The organism is Cetobacterium sp. NK01 (assembly GCF_024506395.1).
Taxonomy (GTDB): Bacteria; Fusobacteriota; Fusobacteriia; order Fusobacteriales; family Fusobacteriaceae; genus Cetobacterium_A; species Cetobacterium_A somerae_A.
Window position 1 is genome coordinate 683,254 of the sequence record NZ_JANIBO010000001.1, and the last position, 17,415, is coordinate 700,668.

The following is a 17,415-nucleotide window of genomic DNA, read 5'->3' on the forward strand; positions in this document are numbered from 1 at the left end:
GACTCGAAAGTCCTAAAAAGAATAACTCCAGTCTACCGCCTTCCTTACGGTTTTGGTCGCCATTTCTTATAAGTGGTAACCAGATATTATCTATACACAGGGTCCGTGAAACAAGGGTTTCCGTGACTTTTCTGAACTATAAATAACAGCGCCAATCCCAATAGCGACCTTAGGCCCAAAACCTCCAGATAATAGCGAGTAGACCAGAAATATTTATTCTTAAGACAATTATATCACTTCTATATTATTTTTTCAATTAAAAAATCCTTATGAATAGTATATTTTTTATAACTAAACTATTTCTGAATTATATGTTGAATCTAAATAAAGCTCTTCTAATTGCTTATCATCAACTTTACTTGGTGCTTCTGTCATTAAACATTGACCTTTATTTGTTTTAGGGAATGGGATTACATCTCTTATTGATTGCTCTTTTAACATTACCATTAACCATCTATCAATACCAAAAGCCAATCCTCCATGTGGTGGTGCTCCATATTTAAATGCATCCACAAAGAATCCAAACTTCTCTTGTGCTTCCTCTTTAGATAAACCTAACTTTTCAAATACTTTACTTTGAATTTCAGGATTAAATATTCTTATTGATCCTCCACCAATTTCAGATCCATTTAATACCAAGTCATATGAGTTGGTTCTAACTTCATCCATTTCTCCATCTAAGAATAACTGCATATCTTCAGCTTTTATTGATGTGAATGGGTGATGTTGAGCCTTATATCTTTGTTCTTCTTCATCATATTCGAACATAGGGAAATCTACTACCCATAAGAATTTAAATTCATCATTATTGATTAATCCTAATTCTTTTCCTAACTTTAATCTTACAGCACCTAAAGCTCCATACACAACTTTTGCTCTATCTGCTACAATCATTATTACATCTCCAACTTTTGCTTCAGTTCTAGCTATGATTGCATTCATCTCTTCTTCAGTAAAGAACTTAGCTATTGGGGAATTAACTCCCTCTTCTGTTAACTTTATCCAAGCCATTCCTTTTGCGCCAAAATATGTTTTTGCATAATCTTCATATTCAGTTAAAATTTTTCTTGAGAATTGCTCTGCAACTCCTGGAGCTACAACTGCTTTAACGATTCCACCAGCTTCCACTGCACTTTTAAAACCTTTGAATCCACAAGTTGACATTATATCTGTTAAATCTTTTAATTCAACACCAAATCTTGTATCAGGTTTGTCTGAACCAAATCTTTCCATAGCTTCTGCATAAGGCATTCTTGGGAATTCATAATCAGCTGATTCTCCTGTTACATTTTTAAATACTCTTTTAGCTAATCCCTCTATCTCATTCATAATATCTTTTTGCTCTATAAAAGACATTTCGATATCTAACTGAGTAAACTCAGGTTGTCTATCAGCTCTTAAATCTTCATCTCTAAAACATTTAGCAATTTGGAAATATTTTTCTACTCCTGAAATCATTAATAATTGCTTAAATAATTGAGGTGATTGTGGTAAAGCATAGAAATCTCCTGGATTAATTCTACTTGGAACTAAGAAGTCTCTTGCTCCCTCTGGTGTTGACTTTGTTAAAATTGGAGTATCTACATCTAGGAATCCTTTTTCATCCATATAGTTTCTTATTGACATAATCATTTTATGTCTCATTTTTAGATTTCTAGTCATTTGAGATCTTCTTAAATCTAAATATCTATATTTTAATCTTATATTTTCGCTTAAATTTTCATCTCCAGATATTTGGAATGGTAAAACATCACAGTTATTTAAAACTTCTAAATCTGTTACAAATACTTCAATATCACCAGTAGGAATATTAGCATTTTTGCTTTGTCTTTCTTTTACAACTCCTACAACTTTTATAACTGATTCATTTTTTAATTTTTGTGCTCTTTCTACAACTGAAACTTCTGCTACATCTGTGTGGAAAACTATTTGTGTTTTTCCTTCTCTATCTCTTAAATCGATAAATGTTAATCCACCTAAGTCTCTTTTTGTATCAACCCATCCAGATAAAGTAACTGTTTCACCAATATTTGAAGCTCTTAATTCCCCTAAGTTATGAGTTCTATAATACGTCATCGCTTTTCTCCTTCTATTATTTTAATATGTTTTTTATATTTTCTATACTTACTTCTTCTTGAGTTCTATTGATGAAATCTTTTAGCATAACAACACCTTTATTCATCTCATCCTCCCCTATTATAATAACATTTTTCGCCCCAACTTTATCAGCTTTTTTCATATGAGCTTTCATTCCTTTTGAAGCATAATCTATTACAACAGATTTTCCAAAAAGTCTTAAATCATTAGCTAACTTAAATGCAGAATCCATAGTAGCTTCTCCCAACCAAGCTATATATACATCTAACTCTCTTTTTGGGAAATCCTCACCTAAAAGCATCATGATTCTTTCAACTCCTGCTGCAAATCCAAATGCAGGTATCTCTTTATCTCCAAGTTGCTTTAGAAGATTATCATATCTTCCTCCACCTAAAACAGTTCCTTGTGATCCTAATTTATTTGTCACAATCTCATAAACTGTACTTGAATAATAATCCAATCCTCTAACTAGTCTTGGATCCTCTTTATACTTTACATTAAATAATGTTAAATATTTTTTCACTGTTTCATAGTGTGCTTTTTCCTCTACTGATAAAGAGTCTGTTATAATTGGTGCATCAGCTGTTAACTCTTTACATTTATCTACTTTACAATCTAAAACTCTAAGTGGATTTTTCTCCATTCTCATTTTACAATCATCACAAAGCTCTTCTCTCATTGGTTCTAAAAAGTTTAAAAGAGTTTCTCTATATCTTTGTCTGCTTTCTTTTTCTCCCACAGAATTTATAGTTACTTCTAAATCAGTAACTCCGATTTTACTTAAAAAAGAATACCCCATTGCAATTACTTCTGCATCTAAAATCGGTGAGCTTTCACCTAAAACTTCTACACCTATTTGATTGAACTCTCTTTGTCTTCCTGCTTGAGGTCTTTCGTATCTAAACATAGACCCTGCATAAAAATATCTTGAAACTTCCTCTTTTGCGTATATCTTATTTTCTAAATAGCATCTTACAACAGCTGCTGTTCCTTCTGGTCTTAAAGTGATGCTTCTTTCTCCTCTATCTTGAAAAGTATACATCTCTTTTTCAACGATATCTGTTCCCTCTCCTACTCCTCTTTTAAAAAGATCTGTTTCTTCAAATATAGGAGTTTTTATCATTGAGTACCCATAATTTCCAAAAAACTCTTGAGCTGTCCTTGTTATGTAGTCATACTTTATTCCTTCATCTCCAAATATATCTTTAGTTCCTCTAACCGCTTTAATTAGCTTCATTTTATCACCTCAATTATTTTAATTTCCATAATTTATCTAATTTTTCTTCAATTAGTTTTTCATTTCTGTTATTTCCTGGAATATAGTATTTTTTTCTATTTGCTCTATATTTTTGCTCCACAAAATTATTTTCATAATTATGAGGATATTTATATCCTACCGCTCCAGTCCCTATATGTATTGGAACCGGTTCTAAGTCTCCATCCTCTATATCTTTTAAAGCTTTATCTATTGCCATATAGCTCGAATTGCTTTTTGTTGATATTGCTAAATAAATAACTGCCTGAGATAAAATTATCCTTATTTCTGGCATTCCTATTTTTTCACTTGCATTCATAGCACTATTTGCTATTAACATAGCTTCTGGATTAGCCATGCCAATGTCTTCACTTGCATGGATAAATATTCTTCTTGCTATATATCGTGGATCTTCTCCACCATGAAGAAGCCTTGCTAACCAATATACTGCTGAGTCTGGATCGCTTCCTCTTATACTTTTTATCATAGCTGAAATTATATTATATTTATCCTCTTCCTTATGATAAGAGGCTTTTCTTTCTCTGAAAATATCTATTATCTCTTCTTTAGAGTATCCCATACAACTATTTTTATATAATTCTAAGTAATTTAAAGCTACTCTACTATCTCCTTGAGAAATATCTAAAATAACATCTCTTACCTCTTCGGGAAGTTGTAAATTTAATAAATTTTCACCTTTTATTAAAATCTCTCTTATATTATCTCTTGTTAAAGGTTTAAATTCAAAGATTAAACACCTTGATAATAGTGCATTGTTTAGACTATGATAAGGATTTTCAGTAGTAGCTCCAACTAAAATTAATATTCCTGACTCTGTATAAGACAATAACGCATCTTGTTGAGTTTTATTAAATCTATGAATTTCATCTAAAAATAAAATTGTTCTTTTCCCATATAACTCTAAATTTCTTTTAGCTTTTTCTACAATCTCTCTTAAATCATTTAAACTTGCTACTGTTGCATTTAAAGTCTCAAAATTATAGTTTAACTCTTTAGATATTATTTCACCCAATGAACTTTTTCCAGAGCCTGATGGTCCATATAAAATCATATTAGATAAAGATTTACCCTCTATTATTTTTCTAAGAACACCATTTTTTCCTAGAAGTTTTTCTTGCCCTTTAAAATCTACAAACTTCTGAGGCCTTAAACGAGTAGATAGAGGTTTTGCATCTTCAAAATTTCCACCAAATATACTTTGCATTTAATCACAACCTATTTTTTAAAATAAAAAAGCGTATTGTGTACCCCAACACGCCTTTAACTCTTTTAACTATTTTACTAGATACAGAAGAAGTGCTGAAAGTATGAATAAAAATGCTACTACTTCAGTTGCTCTGGCTAGTGGTCCTCCATCTTTTGAAACTCCAAATACTGTATTTGAACCTCCCATTCCCATGCTACCTGACATACCATGGCTTCTATCTGGTTGAACAAGAACTAATATTATTAAAGCTACAGCAAAAATAAATAAAAACAATGTTAAAAGTGTCTCCATAACTTTACTCCTCCCAAATTTCGTCTTTTATCTTATACATTATTATAATATATATATTGATAAAATAAAAGAAAAAATTATAGAAGTTTTGCTGCTAACTCAGCTAATGCTGAACGTTCACCTTTTTTTAAAGTAACATGTCCTACTATACTTTCATTTTTTAATTTTTCTGATAGATATGTAAGCCCATTTGTGTCTGAATCTAAATATGGACTATCTATTTGATCTGGATCTCCTGTTAACACTATCTTTGTATTTTCTCCTGCTCTTGTTATTATGGTTTTTACTTCGAGAGGAGTTAAGTTTTGTGCTTCATCTATTATTATATATCCGTTAGGAATACTTCTTCCTCTTATATAAGTAAGAGCTTCTATTTTTAAAAGTCCCATAGTTTGAAGCCCTAAAATTACTTTCTCTCCAGTTTTTTCACCTTTTTCCCCAGCTAAATAGTCTATATTGTCATATATGGGCTGCATCCATGGTCTTAATTTCTCTTCTTCACTTCCAGGCAGATATCCTAAATCTTTTCCCATTGGAATTATTGGACGAGCTATAAGTAATCTTTTATATTTACCTCTTTCAACAACTTGTTCTAATCCTGCTGCTATTGCCAATAAAGTTTTTCCAGTCCCAGCTCTTCCTACTAATGTTACAACTTTTATATTTTCATCCATTAAAAGTTCCATTGCATATTCTTGTTCATCGTTTCTTGCCCTTGCACCCCAAGCTGATATTTGTCCTTCTAAATTTCTTCTAATTTTTCCACCTATATATCTTCCAAAAGTTTTTTCTTCTCCACATTTAAATTTAACAAACATATTTTCTGTAAAATGATACTCTTTTCCTAACTCCCAAACATTTATTTTTCCAGCTTTATCAAATTTATTATAAATATCTCTTGAAACTTCAATCTCTTCATAACCATCATACAACGTCGTATAATCCGTTCTATCTGTTTCGTAATCTTGAACTTCTAATCCTAAAGAATCTGCCTTAATTCTCATATTTATATCTTTAGTTATTAAAATTACTTTCATATCTGGATTTTTATTTTTAATTCCGAGAGTTGTTGCAATTATCATATTATCCATTGAGTCTTTTTTTAATACCGGTGGTAATAAATTTAAATCACTTTCTATCTCTACTCTGAAAAAAATCTTTTTCTCTAGCTCTACCCCTTTTGCAATACACCCTTTTTTCCTTATGGTATCAAGCTCTCTAGCTGCTAAACGAGCCTGTATTGCTGTCGTACTATTTCTCTTTAAATTATCTATCTCCTCTATTACATATATAGGAACAACAACTTCATTATCTTCAAAACTATAAATACTACGATGATCATGTATTAAAACATTAGTGTCTAGAACATAGATTTTTCTCATAAAATCATCCCCTTAATTGAATTTTTTTTAAAACTCCCTTAATTGCCTCTTCTAAAGTAGAATAACTATTTAACTCATCTTTACTTATCATAGAATCTATTTCCTTTTTACTGTATCCTAAAGAATCTAATGCCATATATAACTCTTCTTCAATCGCATTATTTAACATATCTCCTGATGGATCTTCCATAGACATTAAATTTAATGTTTTAATCTTATTATTTAAATCTATAATTATTTGCTTTGATTTTTTTTCTCCTAATTTTGGAACTCTTTTTAACGTCTTAAAATCTTCTGTTAAAACAATCTCTCTAATATTGTCTATTGAAAATGTTGACATTATAGAAAGGGCCAGTGATAATCCTATTCCACTGATTCCTATTAACATCTCAAAAAGAACTCTTTCTCTCTCCTGTAAAAATCCTACTAGTTTAAATGCATCTTCTTTTATTACATTATATATATATAGCTCTTTTTTCTCTCCCACCTGTACTTGATCATAAGTTTTTAAAGTTATGTAAACTCTATATCCTACTCCATTTACATCCACTGCTAAATATTCTGGTTTTTTTATTTTTATTACTCCATTTAAATATTCAAACATTATTTTATCTCTCTCCTTTTAATGCTTTTTTTAAGTATTTACTTGTATAACCTTTTTTAGAAGAAGCTATTTTTTCTGGAGTTCCTGTTAAAATAACTTTTCCTCCACCATCTCCACCTTCAGGTCCTATATCGATTATATAATCAGCATTTTTTATTACATCTAAATTATGCTCTATAATTATAACTGTATTTCCTTTTTCCACTAATCTATTAATTACTTCTAAAAGTTTTCTTATATCTTCAAAATGTAATCCTGTTGTTGGCTCATCTAAAATATATACAGTTTTTCCTTTTGATATTTTAGATAATTCACTTGCTAATTTTATTCTTTGAGCTTCCCCTCCAGATAGTGTTGTAGCAGGTTGGCCTAATTTTATATAATCTAAACCTACATCCACTAATACCTTTAGTTTTCTTTCTAGTGTTGGTATTGTTTTGAAGAAATCATATGCTTCTCCCACACTCATGTCCAATACATCTGAAATATTTTTTCCTTTGTAGTAAACTTCCAATGTTTCCCTATTATATCTTTTTCCTCTACATACCTCACATTCAACATAAACATCAGGTAAAAAATTCATTTCTATTTTGATTATTCCAGCACCCTGACATGCTTCACATCGTCCGCCTTTTACATTAAAAGAAAAACGACCTTTTGAGTATCCCTTAGCTTTTGCATCTTTTGTTTGAGAGAAAATATCTCTAATATCATCAAATACTTTTGTATATGTAGCTGGATTTGATCTTGGAGTTCTTCCAATAGGACTTTGATCTATATCTATAACTTTATCTAAATTCTCTAATCCTTCAATAGAAGAATATTCTAATGGATAAAGCTTACCCTTATTTAATTTATTAAATAAAATTGGATAAAGAGTTTGATTTATTAGTGTTGATTTTCCACTTCCACTTACTCCTGTTACAACAGTTAAAACACCTAAAGGTATATCTACATCTACATTCTTTAAATTATTCCCCTTTGCTCCTTTTAAAGTTATATACCCTTTGGGCTCTCTTCTCTTTTCTGGTACAGTTATACCTATTTCACCTTTTAAGTATCTCCCTGTCATTGAAGTCTCATTATCCATAACTTCTTGTGGTGTTCCTGCAGCTACAATTTCACCACCAAACACTCCTGCTCCCGGTCCCATATCTAAAATATAATCAGCTTGATGCATTGTATCTTCATCATGTTCAACAACAATAAGTGTATTTCCTAACTCTTTCAATCTATTTAAAGTGGCTAAAAGTTTATCATTATCTCTTTGATGTAATCCAATACTTGGTTCATCTAAAACATACAATACACCTGTTAGCCCTGACCCAATTTGAGTTGCCAATCTAATCCTTTGAGACTCTCCTCCAGATAATGTTTTTGTCTCTCTAGCTAAACTCAAATAATCTAATCCCACATTTATCATAAACGATATTCTTTCTTTTATCTCTTTTAAAATCTCTGCTGCTATTTGTTTCTCTTTTTCTGTTAACTCTATATTTTCAAAAAAATTTAGAGCATCTTTTATACTTAGTTCTGTTATCTCAATTATATTTTTATTATAAACAGTTACAGCTAAAACTTCTGGCTTTAATCTTTTTCCATGACACACCTTACATATTCTTTCTATCATAAATCTATTTTCTATCTCTTCTCTAGAACTCTCTGAAAACGATTCATTATATCTTCTTTCTAAATTCTTTACAATTCCTTCAAAATCCTTTTCTCCATGAAAACTAAACTCTTTTGATGTATAGTCCACTCTAAATTTCTCTCCATCAGTTCCATAAAAAATTATATCCATCTCTTTTTTAGTTAAATCTTTTACTGGTTTATCTAAATCAATTTTATATTTTTTTGCCATAGATTCAAATATTGTCCATGTATAACCCTTTTTAGCTGATGCTGCTCCTGGAACATATAATCCACCTTTTAATATTGATAAATTTTCATCCTCTATTAGTCTACTTTCATCAATTTCTAATTTTTTCCCTATTCCTTTGCATTCAGGACAAGCTCCAAAAGGAGCATTAAAAGAGAATAGTCTCGGGTTTAAATCTGGAATGCTTACATTTTCATGATCTGGACATGAAAAATTTTCACTATATAATTGTTCTCCATCTCCCCAGTTTATTATTATTTTTCCTTCTGATAGTTCAATCCCTTGCTCTATACTTTGAGTTAATCTTGATTTAAACTCCTCATCTTCCTTATCTACAACAATTCTATCTACAACAACTTCAATATTATGCTTTTTGTTTTTATCTAAGTTTATCTCCTCTTCAATATAAAGAATTTCACCATTAACTCTTGCTCTTACAAATCCCTTTTTTACAAGATTTAAAAATAGATTTTTGTGTGTTCCTTTTTTATCTTTAACAACAGGACTTAAAATCATTAGTCTGTCACCATTATTAAATTTTTCATATACATTTTCCACAATTTCATCAACACTTTGTCTCTCTACTAATTTTCCACATATTGGACAATGTGCTTTACCTATATGTGCAAATAATAACCTCATATAATCATATATCTCTGTTACTGTCCCTACTGTTGATCTTGGATTTTTATTTGTTGTTTTTTGTTCAATTGAAATAGCCGGTGCTAACCCTTCTATGCTATCTACCTCTGGCTTTTTCATTTGTCCAATGAATTGTCTTGCATAAGCCGATAAACTTTCTACATATCTTCTTTGTCCTTCTGAATAAATAGTATCAAATGCTAGCGATGATTTTCCACTTCCACTTACTCCTGTTACAACAACAAATTTATACTTTGGAATTTCTATATCAAAATTTTTAAGATTATGTTCTCTAGCACCTTTTATAATTATTTTGTCTAACATTTTTCCTCCTTACTAAAAGACCCTCTTAATCAATGTAAGAGGGCTAAACTTTTTAATAATATTCAATTAGTCCATTTTCATAAAAACTAAAATAAGACTCATCACTAACAATAATATGGTCTAATAATTTTATATCTACCTTTTCTAGTAACTCTTGCATTTCTAATGTTAATTCAATATCTTTTTTAGATGGAGTTAAATTTCCACTTGGATGGTTATGAGCAAATATTATTCCTTTAGCTCTATTATCAATTGCTCTTTCCATTATCTTTCTGGGATAAACTACACTTCTATCAATTGTTCCCTTAAATAAAATCTCATCACATACAATCTTATTATCACTACTTAGGTAAATCACTTTAAACTCTTCACTTTTCAAAGTACCTACATCGTCTTTCAAATAATTTACCAAATCATTTTTGCCTTTTAAAGTTGTTAAATCAGCATTTTTCACATTTTTAAAATAGTGATTAGACATAGTCTCACCAATTACTTTTAAATATAAAGCTGTCTCTGCACCAACACCTTCAATTTCTTTTAAATCATTTAACTCAGCATTTATCACTTTATCTATGCTTTTAAACTTTGACAATAAATTCTTTGCAATACCTTTACAATCTTTTAATTTTATTGAATAAGTTAACAGTAGCTCTAAAATTTCATAATCCTCTAAACCCTTATATCCAACTTTTAAATACTTCTCTCGTAATCTCTTTCGGTGTCCTTGCATTTGGTTTTTTTCCAAAATAATCACCCCTTATTACTTTATTGAAATATTTCATAAACCTCATCTTTTGTTTTCATTATTTTAGGAATTTCTACTGCTGCTTTCAAAATAGGATACGCCAAAACTGCTCCAGTTCCTTCTCCTAAACGCATCTCCATATGTAAAAATGTTTTTAAATCTAGTGCTGTCATAACGACTTTCATTCCTGGTTCTTCACTCATATGAGTTCCTATTAGGTAATTTTTTACCTTTGGTTCTATTCTAGTTGCAACTAATGCTGCTACTGCTGATATAAAACCATCTATTAGCATAGGCTTTCTCTCTAATGCTGCACCTAAGTAAAGTCCAACCATACATGCTATATCAAGTCCACCAACGCATCTTAAAACTTCTATTGGTTCTTTATTAAATAAATCATATTTCAGACAAGCATCTTTTATCACATCTTTTTTTCGTCTTAATCCCTCATCTGAAAGTCCTGCACCACAACCTACAACTTTTTCTATATCCTCTTTTGTTAAAGCGTATAATATAGCTGAACTTGTTGTTGTATTAGCTATTCCCATCTCTCCATTAGAGAAGAAATCATACTCTTTTTTTTCTTTTATTATTTCTACTCCAACTAAGATTGCTTTTATTACCTCATCTAAACTCATAGCAGGTTCCTTACTAAAATTTTTAGTTCCATAAGCTATTTTTTTTACGTATAAGTTTTCATAGTTTCTTGGAATATCTCCTTTTATTCCAATATCTATCAAATTTAGAGGTATTCCTAAACTTTTACATAAAATTCCAATAGCTGCAAAAGAGCTTAACATTGCTTCTGAGACTATTCTTGTATATTCTATTGGACAAGATGATACTCCTTCTTCTATAACTCCATTATCAGATGATGCTATAAAATGGCATCCAGCTTTTAATTCATTTAGGGGTTGGCCTGTTATTCCCGCTACTTTCATTGCTAAATCTTCTAAAACACCTAAACTTTTCTCAGGTTTCATTCTAGAATCTAATATTTTTTTACACTCTTTTATAGCTTCTGTATCAACACCAATTATATCATTTTGAATCTTTTTTATTCTGTCCAATTTTAGCCCCCTATATTTAATCCCTTTAATATGGGATATCCTTCAGAAAATTCAATTATAACTACACCACCATTTTCTACACTAAACTTCCAATAAGATTCTAATCCATTAGAAAAGTAATGACTTAAAATAGTATTAATTACTCCCCAGTGAGTAACTAAAACTGTTGTTCCATCTAAATCAACTTTCTTCTCTATAAAATTAATAGCTCTTTTTTGAAGCTCTAAAACACTTTCGCCAGTTATATAATTATAATTTTCCCAATTACTTTGACTCTTTTTTAACTCCTCTGGATATTTGTCCAAAAGTTCTTTATAACTATGTCCTTCAAATATTCCAAAATTTAGTTCACGTAATTCTTGATCAATTAAGATTTCTAATTTTTTATAATTTACAATCTCTGCTGTGTCTATTGCTCTTCTTAAATCGCTTGCATATATCTTTTCATAATTTATATTTTTTAAAATTTCCCTAGTTTTTTCTGCCTGCTCTTTTCCTTTTTCTGTTAATTCTGGATCTAAAATTCCATAGTAAACCCCTTCAATATTTAATTTTGATTCACCATGCCTAACTAAAATAATTTTCCCCATCAATCTCACCTATAAAGTTACATACAGTAAAACTAATGAAAGTACTGAAGATAGCTCTAACAATGCTCCTAAAGTATCTCCAGTTATACCACCTATTTTTTTTGTCATTAACTTTCCAAATAAAAACCCACAAATAATTAGTATATTTAAAACAATAAATAAACTTATAAAAGGTAACATAAAATACTGAGCTATTCCATATAATATAGCTGTAACAGTGACATAAGATATTAATAATCCCATCTTATCAGTGTTATCAACAAAAGTTTTACCCATTCCAGTGGCTCTTGCATAAGGCTCAAAAGCACAGTTGACTACACTATTTATTCTAGCTAATATAGGTACAATAAGCATTATTACACCTTGATTTATTCCAAATAATTCCGATGTTTCTACTAAGAAAGCAACTTTAAATATAAAGTAAAGTATTAAAACCAAAACACCATTTGTTCCAACTCTAGAGTCTTTCATAATCTCTAACATTTTTTGTTTACTTCTATAACTAAATATTCCATCAAAAGTATCCGCTAGACCATCTAAATGTAATCCACCAGTTACTATAACATCAAGAGTAACTAAGATTATTGCCATTAAAATAGGCGATGGAATAAATGTTTCTAAAACCATTGCCACAGCTAAGTTTATAATACCTATCACTAATCCTACTATTGGAAACCATTTCATTCCTTTTCCTAAAGCTTTCGAATCAAAAGTTTTTCCTCCTGGAAATGGTAATCTTGTCATAAATTTAAAAAGTAAAGCTAAACCTTTCATTTTCTCCTCCAAACTCTATTTTAATTTTAACTCTAATCCAGAAACTATTAAATACGCTTCATGGCATTCTTTTGCAACCAATTGATTTATTCTACCGCCTATATCTCTAAAATATCTTCCTAAAGCATACGGAGGAACTAATCCCATTCCAACTTCATTAGAAACTACAACCATATCTAATGAACTATTTTTTATAAAATCTATTAATTTTTGAACTTCATTCCCAATCTCTTCCTCAATCTCTTTAACAATATCTTGAGTTATTTTATCCCAGTTGATATCTCTATCCATAATCATAATATTTGTGACTAAATTTGTTAAACAATCTAATAATACAACTCCATTTAAATCTTTATATTCTTCTAAAATTTTATAAAGATTTCTATACGCCTCTATTGTTATCCAATTTTCTCCTCTTTGAATTTTGTGTAGTCTTACTCTTTCCTTCATCTCTTCATCAAAAGATATCGCTGTAGCTACATAAATCTTTTCCTTATTCAATTGAAAAACTTTTTTTTCAGCAAATGAACTTTTCCCACTTCTTGCTCCACCAGTTACATAAATTATTTTCCCCAAGCATCTCACCTTTTATCCCTTTATAATACTTTAATAGTATCACAATCTAATCAAAACTTCAACATAACGAAAAAGAGTGCTTAAATATATTAAGCACTCTAACTATTTACTATTATTTTTGGAAATGTCTCTCTAATAATCCTAAGAAAGCTCTTCCGTGTCTAGCTTCATCTTTAGCCATTTCATGAACTGTATCGTGAATTGCATCGAATCCTAATTGTTTAGCTCTCTTAGCAATATCAAATTTTCCTGAAGTTGCTCCGTACTCAGCTTCTACTCTTCTCTTTAAGTTCTCTTCTGTAGAATCAGTTACAACTTCTCCTAATAACTCTGCAAATCTTGCAGCGTGACCAGCTTCTTCAAAAGCTATTCTTGTATAAGCTTCTGCTACTTCTGGATATCCTTCTCTATCTGCTACTCTAGCCATTGCTAAGTACATTCCAACTTCCATACACTCTCCGTTGAAGTTTGCTCTTAATCCTTCGATGATCTCTTCATCTCCGCAAGCTAATCCTTCTCCTACTTTGTGCTCAGTTGCCCAAACTCTTCCTGCTGTTTCATCATAAGCAACACATTTATCTAATCCTACCTTACATAAAGGGCAAGCTCCTAAAGCCTCTTCAAATACTTCTCCACATACTGTACATTTTACTTTTGCCATTTTTAATCCTCCTTGATTATTTTTTCATCTATGATTTTTTTATTTTTTTATTTTTTTATTGTAACAATTACTTTTTTGTAATTATTACAATCTTGTTCACAACAATAATATACACCTTTTTTGTAATTATGTCAAACTTTTTTTATCAATTTTTTCTAAAATTTATCGCCTCTAAAATATGAGATTTTTCTATCTCTATTTTATTATCTAAATCGGCTATAGTTCTAGCTACTTTCAAAATTTTATGATATGTTCTCATAGAAAGATTAAGTGTTCTAATGGCTGTTCTCATAACATTTTCGCATTCATTATTTAAACTACAATATTTTTCAACGTCCTCATTAGTCATATCTCTATTTAATTTTTCATTATTAAATCTGTGATTTTGTATTTCCCGAGCTTTTATAACTCTTATTTTTATTTTTTCAGAAGAGTCTCCTCGTTCTTCATCCAAAATCTCTTTATCATTTAATCTATAAATCTCAACATATAAATCTATTCTATCTATAATTGGACCTGACAATTTTTTCATATATCGTCTTAAATCATATGGAGTACATGTACACAACTCTTCATCAAATCCATTTCCACAAAAACATGGATTACACGCTGCAATAAATATTAATTTTGCAGGAAATTCCATTTTTCCCAAACTTCTTGTTATTGATATTCTTTTCTCCTCTAATGGTTCTCTTAAACTTTCAATAACCACTCTATCAAACTCCGTAAATTCATCTAAAAAAAGAACACCATTATTAGCAAGACTTATTTCTCCTGGTTTAGGTAATCTTCCTCCTCCAATAATAGAGCTTGTTGTTGAAGTATGGTGTGGATCTCTAAAAGGACGATTGGTTACTATCGGAACTCTTTCACTTAATTCCCCTGCTATACTATAAATTTTTGTTGTCTCTATAATCTCTTTTTCTGACATAGGTGGTAATATTGTAATCAATCTTTTTGCTAACATAGATTTTCCACTTCCTGGAGATCCTATCATAATTATGTTATGACCTCCTGCTGCAACTATTTCAAGAGCTCTCTTTGCCCTTATTTGTCCTTTTACATCCCACATATCTAAAGTATCTTTCAATACTATTTTGTTATCATTTAATATTCTTTTGCTTCTTATAATTCCCTCTTCTATAAACTTAACAACATCTCTAATATTTTTAACTGGAACTATTTGTATATCTTTTATTATTGAGGCCTCTTCTAAATTTTCTTCTGGAATTATAACACCTTTAAATCCTTTACTTTTAGCTAACAAAACACCGCTTATAATACCCTCCGCTCTTCGAACTTCTCCTGTTAACGATAACTCTCCCATCATTATATACTCTTTTAACACTCCTCTATAATCTGATAAAAACTTCATTCCAACCATTATTCCTATAGCAATAGGTAAATCAAAGTGTGACCCTCTTTTCTTTATGTTAGCTGGTGTCAAATTTACCACAATTCTTCGTGGCTCTAATAGATACCCCATATTTTTTATACCTGACCTAATACGATCTCTACTTTCTGATATAGTTGCATCACCTAATCCAACTATATTAAATATAGGTAATCCATTAGTTACATCCACTTCTACTTCTACTAAATACGGTTCGATTCCTAAATAACTTGAGCTTAATACCTTTACTAACATAAATCCCTCCTTTTAATAAAAAAGGGAGAGCAAAATATTTTGCTCTCCCTTTAAAGTTATTATCTATTTTTTTCAATTACTACTTTTGCTAAAACACCATTAATAAACTCATGTGACTTTTCATCACCATATTTTTTGGCTAATTCTACAACTTCATTAACAACAATTTCAGCTGGTACATCTTCAAATAAAATCTCATATGTTGCTATCTTTAATAAAGCTTTTTCCACATTTCCGATTCTCTCTAAACTCCAACCTGTAATATTATTTTTTAATGTTTCAATAACTCTTTCATCATTTAAAGCTAGTCCATTTGAATATTTTTCAATGAACTCCTTTTCATTTGTATTCAAATTAGTTTCATCTCTTAACATATAACTTGCTAAAGTTTCATCTATTTTCACTTCAGTTAACTCCGATTCAAAAACTATTTTAAATAACTCTTCTCTTGCTACTCTTCTACTCATTATTGTTTCCTTTCTAATCTTTTAATCTATTTAATATTTGTTTTTTTAATTTTTCTTGAAAATCTCTATCTCCTAATTTAAATCCTACACATGTCAAGCATAGTATAAAAATGGTTTTCAATACTCCATACTCAACTAAAAGAATTCCTGATATTAATCCTAGAATAGCATAAAGATATTTTTTAAAGTTAAGAATAAAACTTTCAATAATTTTTTCTAACATCATACCTTACCTCCTATTCTATTGAATCCTTTCTTATTGATAGTTTAGAAATTTTCACTTCTATATAATCAACTTTTAAATCTAACTTCTGCTCTAAATTATTTTTTATTAAATTTTGTATATCCACAGTTTTATTTGATAAATTATTATTAGATACCATATCTAAATTTAACTTAACAAAATATTTACTTCCTCTACTTCCGCAATCAATCTTTAAACCTTTTATATCACTATCTTTTGATAAAATTTCTTTAATCAAATTTTTTACAGTATCAGTAGAAATATGTACTGATCCGTGTTCATTTTTTATAACATAATCTTTTTCTTTGGAAAAATTAGATAATAATTTTAATATTGATATACATATATATATCAAACATATATTGAAAACTACTGCTTTAAATATAAGTGAGCTTGTATCTATTGTTGAAAAATACTGTGGCATTGTTATATAACCTATTCCTATTACAGATATGACAATTATTCCTAACCATGCGAAGAAAAATATTAATTTTTTTATCAATAAACTCACCCCTGTAAAGAAAGATTAGAGGCGTAATTAAACGCCTCCTTTTTATAATTATACAATCTCTATATCTTCATGCTTTTCGTCATATTCTTCTGTTAAAATTTTTACATCTTGAACAAATACATTTACTTCTACAACTTTTAATCCAGTCATTGTGCTTACAGCTGTTAAAACATTCTTTTGGACATTTTGAGCAACTTCAGAAATTTGATATCCATATTCTACGATTATATAAATCTCTACACTACACTCTTTTTCCCCTACTTCAACCTTTACACCATTTGTAAGTCTCTTTTTTCCTAGCATTTTGCTAACTTCATCTGCTACTCCACCTGCTAATTTATAAACTCCAGAAACATCTTGTGCTGCTTTTGCTGATATTGTTTTTACAACATCGTCTGCTATTTTTATATTTCCTAATTCGTTCATA

General features: G+C 29.8%; 18 protein-coding genes. All 18 read right to left on the reverse strand.

The genetic code is table 11. From position 1 onward, the window contains the following. Positions 1-291: 291 nt before the first annotated feature. Entirely contained in the window at positions 292-2,076 is a 1,785-nt protein-coding gene (gene aspS, locus NON08_RS03320; protein WP_256690069.1) for an aspartate--tRNA ligase, read from the reverse strand. A gap of 16 nt (positions 2,077-2,092) precedes the next feature. After that, on the reverse strand, positions 2,093-3,334 hold the full coding sequence (hisS, locus tag NON08_RS03325; protein ID WP_256690070.1) for a histidine--tRNA ligase: 1,242 nt from the start codon (positions 3,332-3,334) through the stop codon (positions 2,093-2,095). 13 nt (positions 3,335-3,347) lie between these two features. Next, complete coding sequence (locus NON08_RS03330) at positions 3,348-4,577, reverse strand: replication-associated recombination protein A (RefSeq protein ID WP_023051569.1); 1,230 nt, start codon at positions 4,575-4,577, stop codon at positions 3,348-3,350. A 69-nt stretch (positions 4,578-4,646) separates the two neighbouring features. After that, positions 4,647-4,871 (reverse strand): preprotein translocase subunit SecG, encoded by a 225-nt coding sequence (gene secG, locus NON08_RS03335; protein WP_023051568.1) that lies wholly within the window; start codon positions 4,869-4,871, stop codon positions 4,647-4,649. 77 nt (positions 4,872-4,948) lie between these two features. Continuing rightward, entirely contained in the window at positions 4,949-6,253 is a 1,305-nt protein-coding gene (locus NON08_RS03340; protein WP_256690071.1) for a PhoH family protein, read from the reverse strand. A gap of 4 nt (positions 6,254-6,257) precedes the next feature. Beyond that, a complete protein-coding gene (ruvA, locus tag NON08_RS03345) occupies positions 6,258-6,857 on the reverse strand; it encodes a Holliday junction branch migration protein RuvA (protein ID WP_023051566.1) in 600 nt (199 codons plus the stop codon). A 4-nt stretch (positions 6,858-6,861) separates the two neighbouring features. After that, a complete protein-coding gene (gene uvrA / locus NON08_RS03350; RefSeq protein WP_256690072.1) occupies positions 6,862-9,702 on the reverse strand; it encodes an excinuclease ABC subunit UvrA in 2,841 nt (946 codons plus the stop codon). A gap of 52 nt (positions 9,703-9,754) precedes the next feature. Beyond that, positions 9,755-10,447, reverse strand: a complete 693-nt coding sequence (radC, locus tag NON08_RS03355; RefSeq protein WP_040405966.1) for a RadC family protein — start codon at positions 10,445-10,447, stop codon at positions 9,755-9,757. Positions 10,448-10,467: 20 nt separating this feature from the next. After that, positions 10,468-11,517 (reverse strand): nicotinate-nucleotide--dimethylbenzimidazole phosphoribosyltransferase, encoded by a 1,050-nt coding sequence (gene cobT / locus NON08_RS03360; protein WP_023051563.1) that lies wholly within the window; start codon positions 11,515-11,517, stop codon positions 10,468-10,470. 2 nt (positions 11,518-11,519) lie between these two features. Continuing rightward, positions 11,520-12,107, reverse strand: coding sequence for a histidine phosphatase family protein (locus NON08_RS03365; RefSeq protein ID WP_256690073.1), 588 nt, complete (start codon positions 12,105-12,107; stop codon positions 11,520-11,522). A gap of 9 nt (positions 12,108-12,116) precedes the next feature. Beyond that, positions 12,117-12,881 carry an adenosylcobinamide-GDP ribazoletransferase gene (cobS, locus tag NON08_RS03370; protein ID WP_256690074.1) on the reverse strand — a complete coding sequence of 255 codons (765 nt, stop codon included), beginning with the start codon at positions 12,879-12,881 and terminating at the stop codon, positions 12,117-12,119. A 15-nt stretch (positions 12,882-12,896) separates the two neighbouring features. Further along, complete coding sequence (cobU, locus tag NON08_RS03375; protein WP_256690075.1) at positions 12,897-13,457, reverse strand: bifunctional adenosylcobinamide kinase/adenosylcobinamide-phosphate guanylyltransferase; 561 nt, start codon at positions 13,455-13,457, stop codon at positions 12,897-12,899. 112 nt (positions 13,458-13,569) lie between these two features. Beyond that, on the reverse strand, positions 13,570-14,118 hold the full coding sequence (locus NON08_RS03380; RefSeq protein ID WP_023051559.1) for a ferritin-like domain-containing protein: 549 nt from the start codon (positions 14,116-14,118) through the stop codon (positions 13,570-13,572). 145 nt (positions 14,119-14,263) lie between these two features. After that, positions 14,264-15,766, reverse strand: a complete 1,503-nt coding sequence (locus NON08_RS03385) for a YifB family Mg chelatase-like AAA ATPase (RefSeq protein WP_256690076.1) — start codon at positions 15,764-15,766, stop codon at positions 14,264-14,266. 59 nt (positions 15,767-15,825) lie between these two features. Continuing rightward, the gene (gene nusB / locus NON08_RS03390; protein WP_256690077.1) at positions 15,826-16,233 is read right to left on the reverse strand and encodes a transcription antitermination factor NusB; all 408 of its coding nucleotides are present in this window, start codon (positions 16,231-16,233) and stop codon (positions 15,826-15,828) included. Positions 16,234-16,246: 13 nt separating this feature from the next. After that, positions 16,247-16,459: a DUF2273 domain-containing protein gene (locus tag NON08_RS03395; protein ID WP_256690078.1), complete on the reverse strand. Its 213-nt coding sequence runs from the start codon at positions 16,457-16,459 to the stop codon at positions 16,247-16,249. 10 nt (positions 16,460-16,469) lie between these two features. Beyond that, positions 16,470-16,979 carry an alkaline shock response membrane anchor protein AmaP gene (amaP, locus tag NON08_RS03400; RefSeq protein ID WP_256690079.1) on the reverse strand — a complete coding sequence of 170 codons (510 nt, stop codon included), beginning with the start codon at positions 16,977-16,979 and terminating at the stop codon, positions 16,470-16,472. Between the two features lie 57 nt (positions 16,980-17,036). Further along, positions 17,037-17,414 (reverse strand): Asp23/Gls24 family envelope stress response protein, encoded by a 378-nt coding sequence (locus NON08_RS03405; protein ID WP_256690080.1) that lies wholly within the window; start codon positions 17,412-17,414, stop codon positions 17,037-17,039. Between the last annotated feature and the right edge of the window lies 1 nt (position 17,415).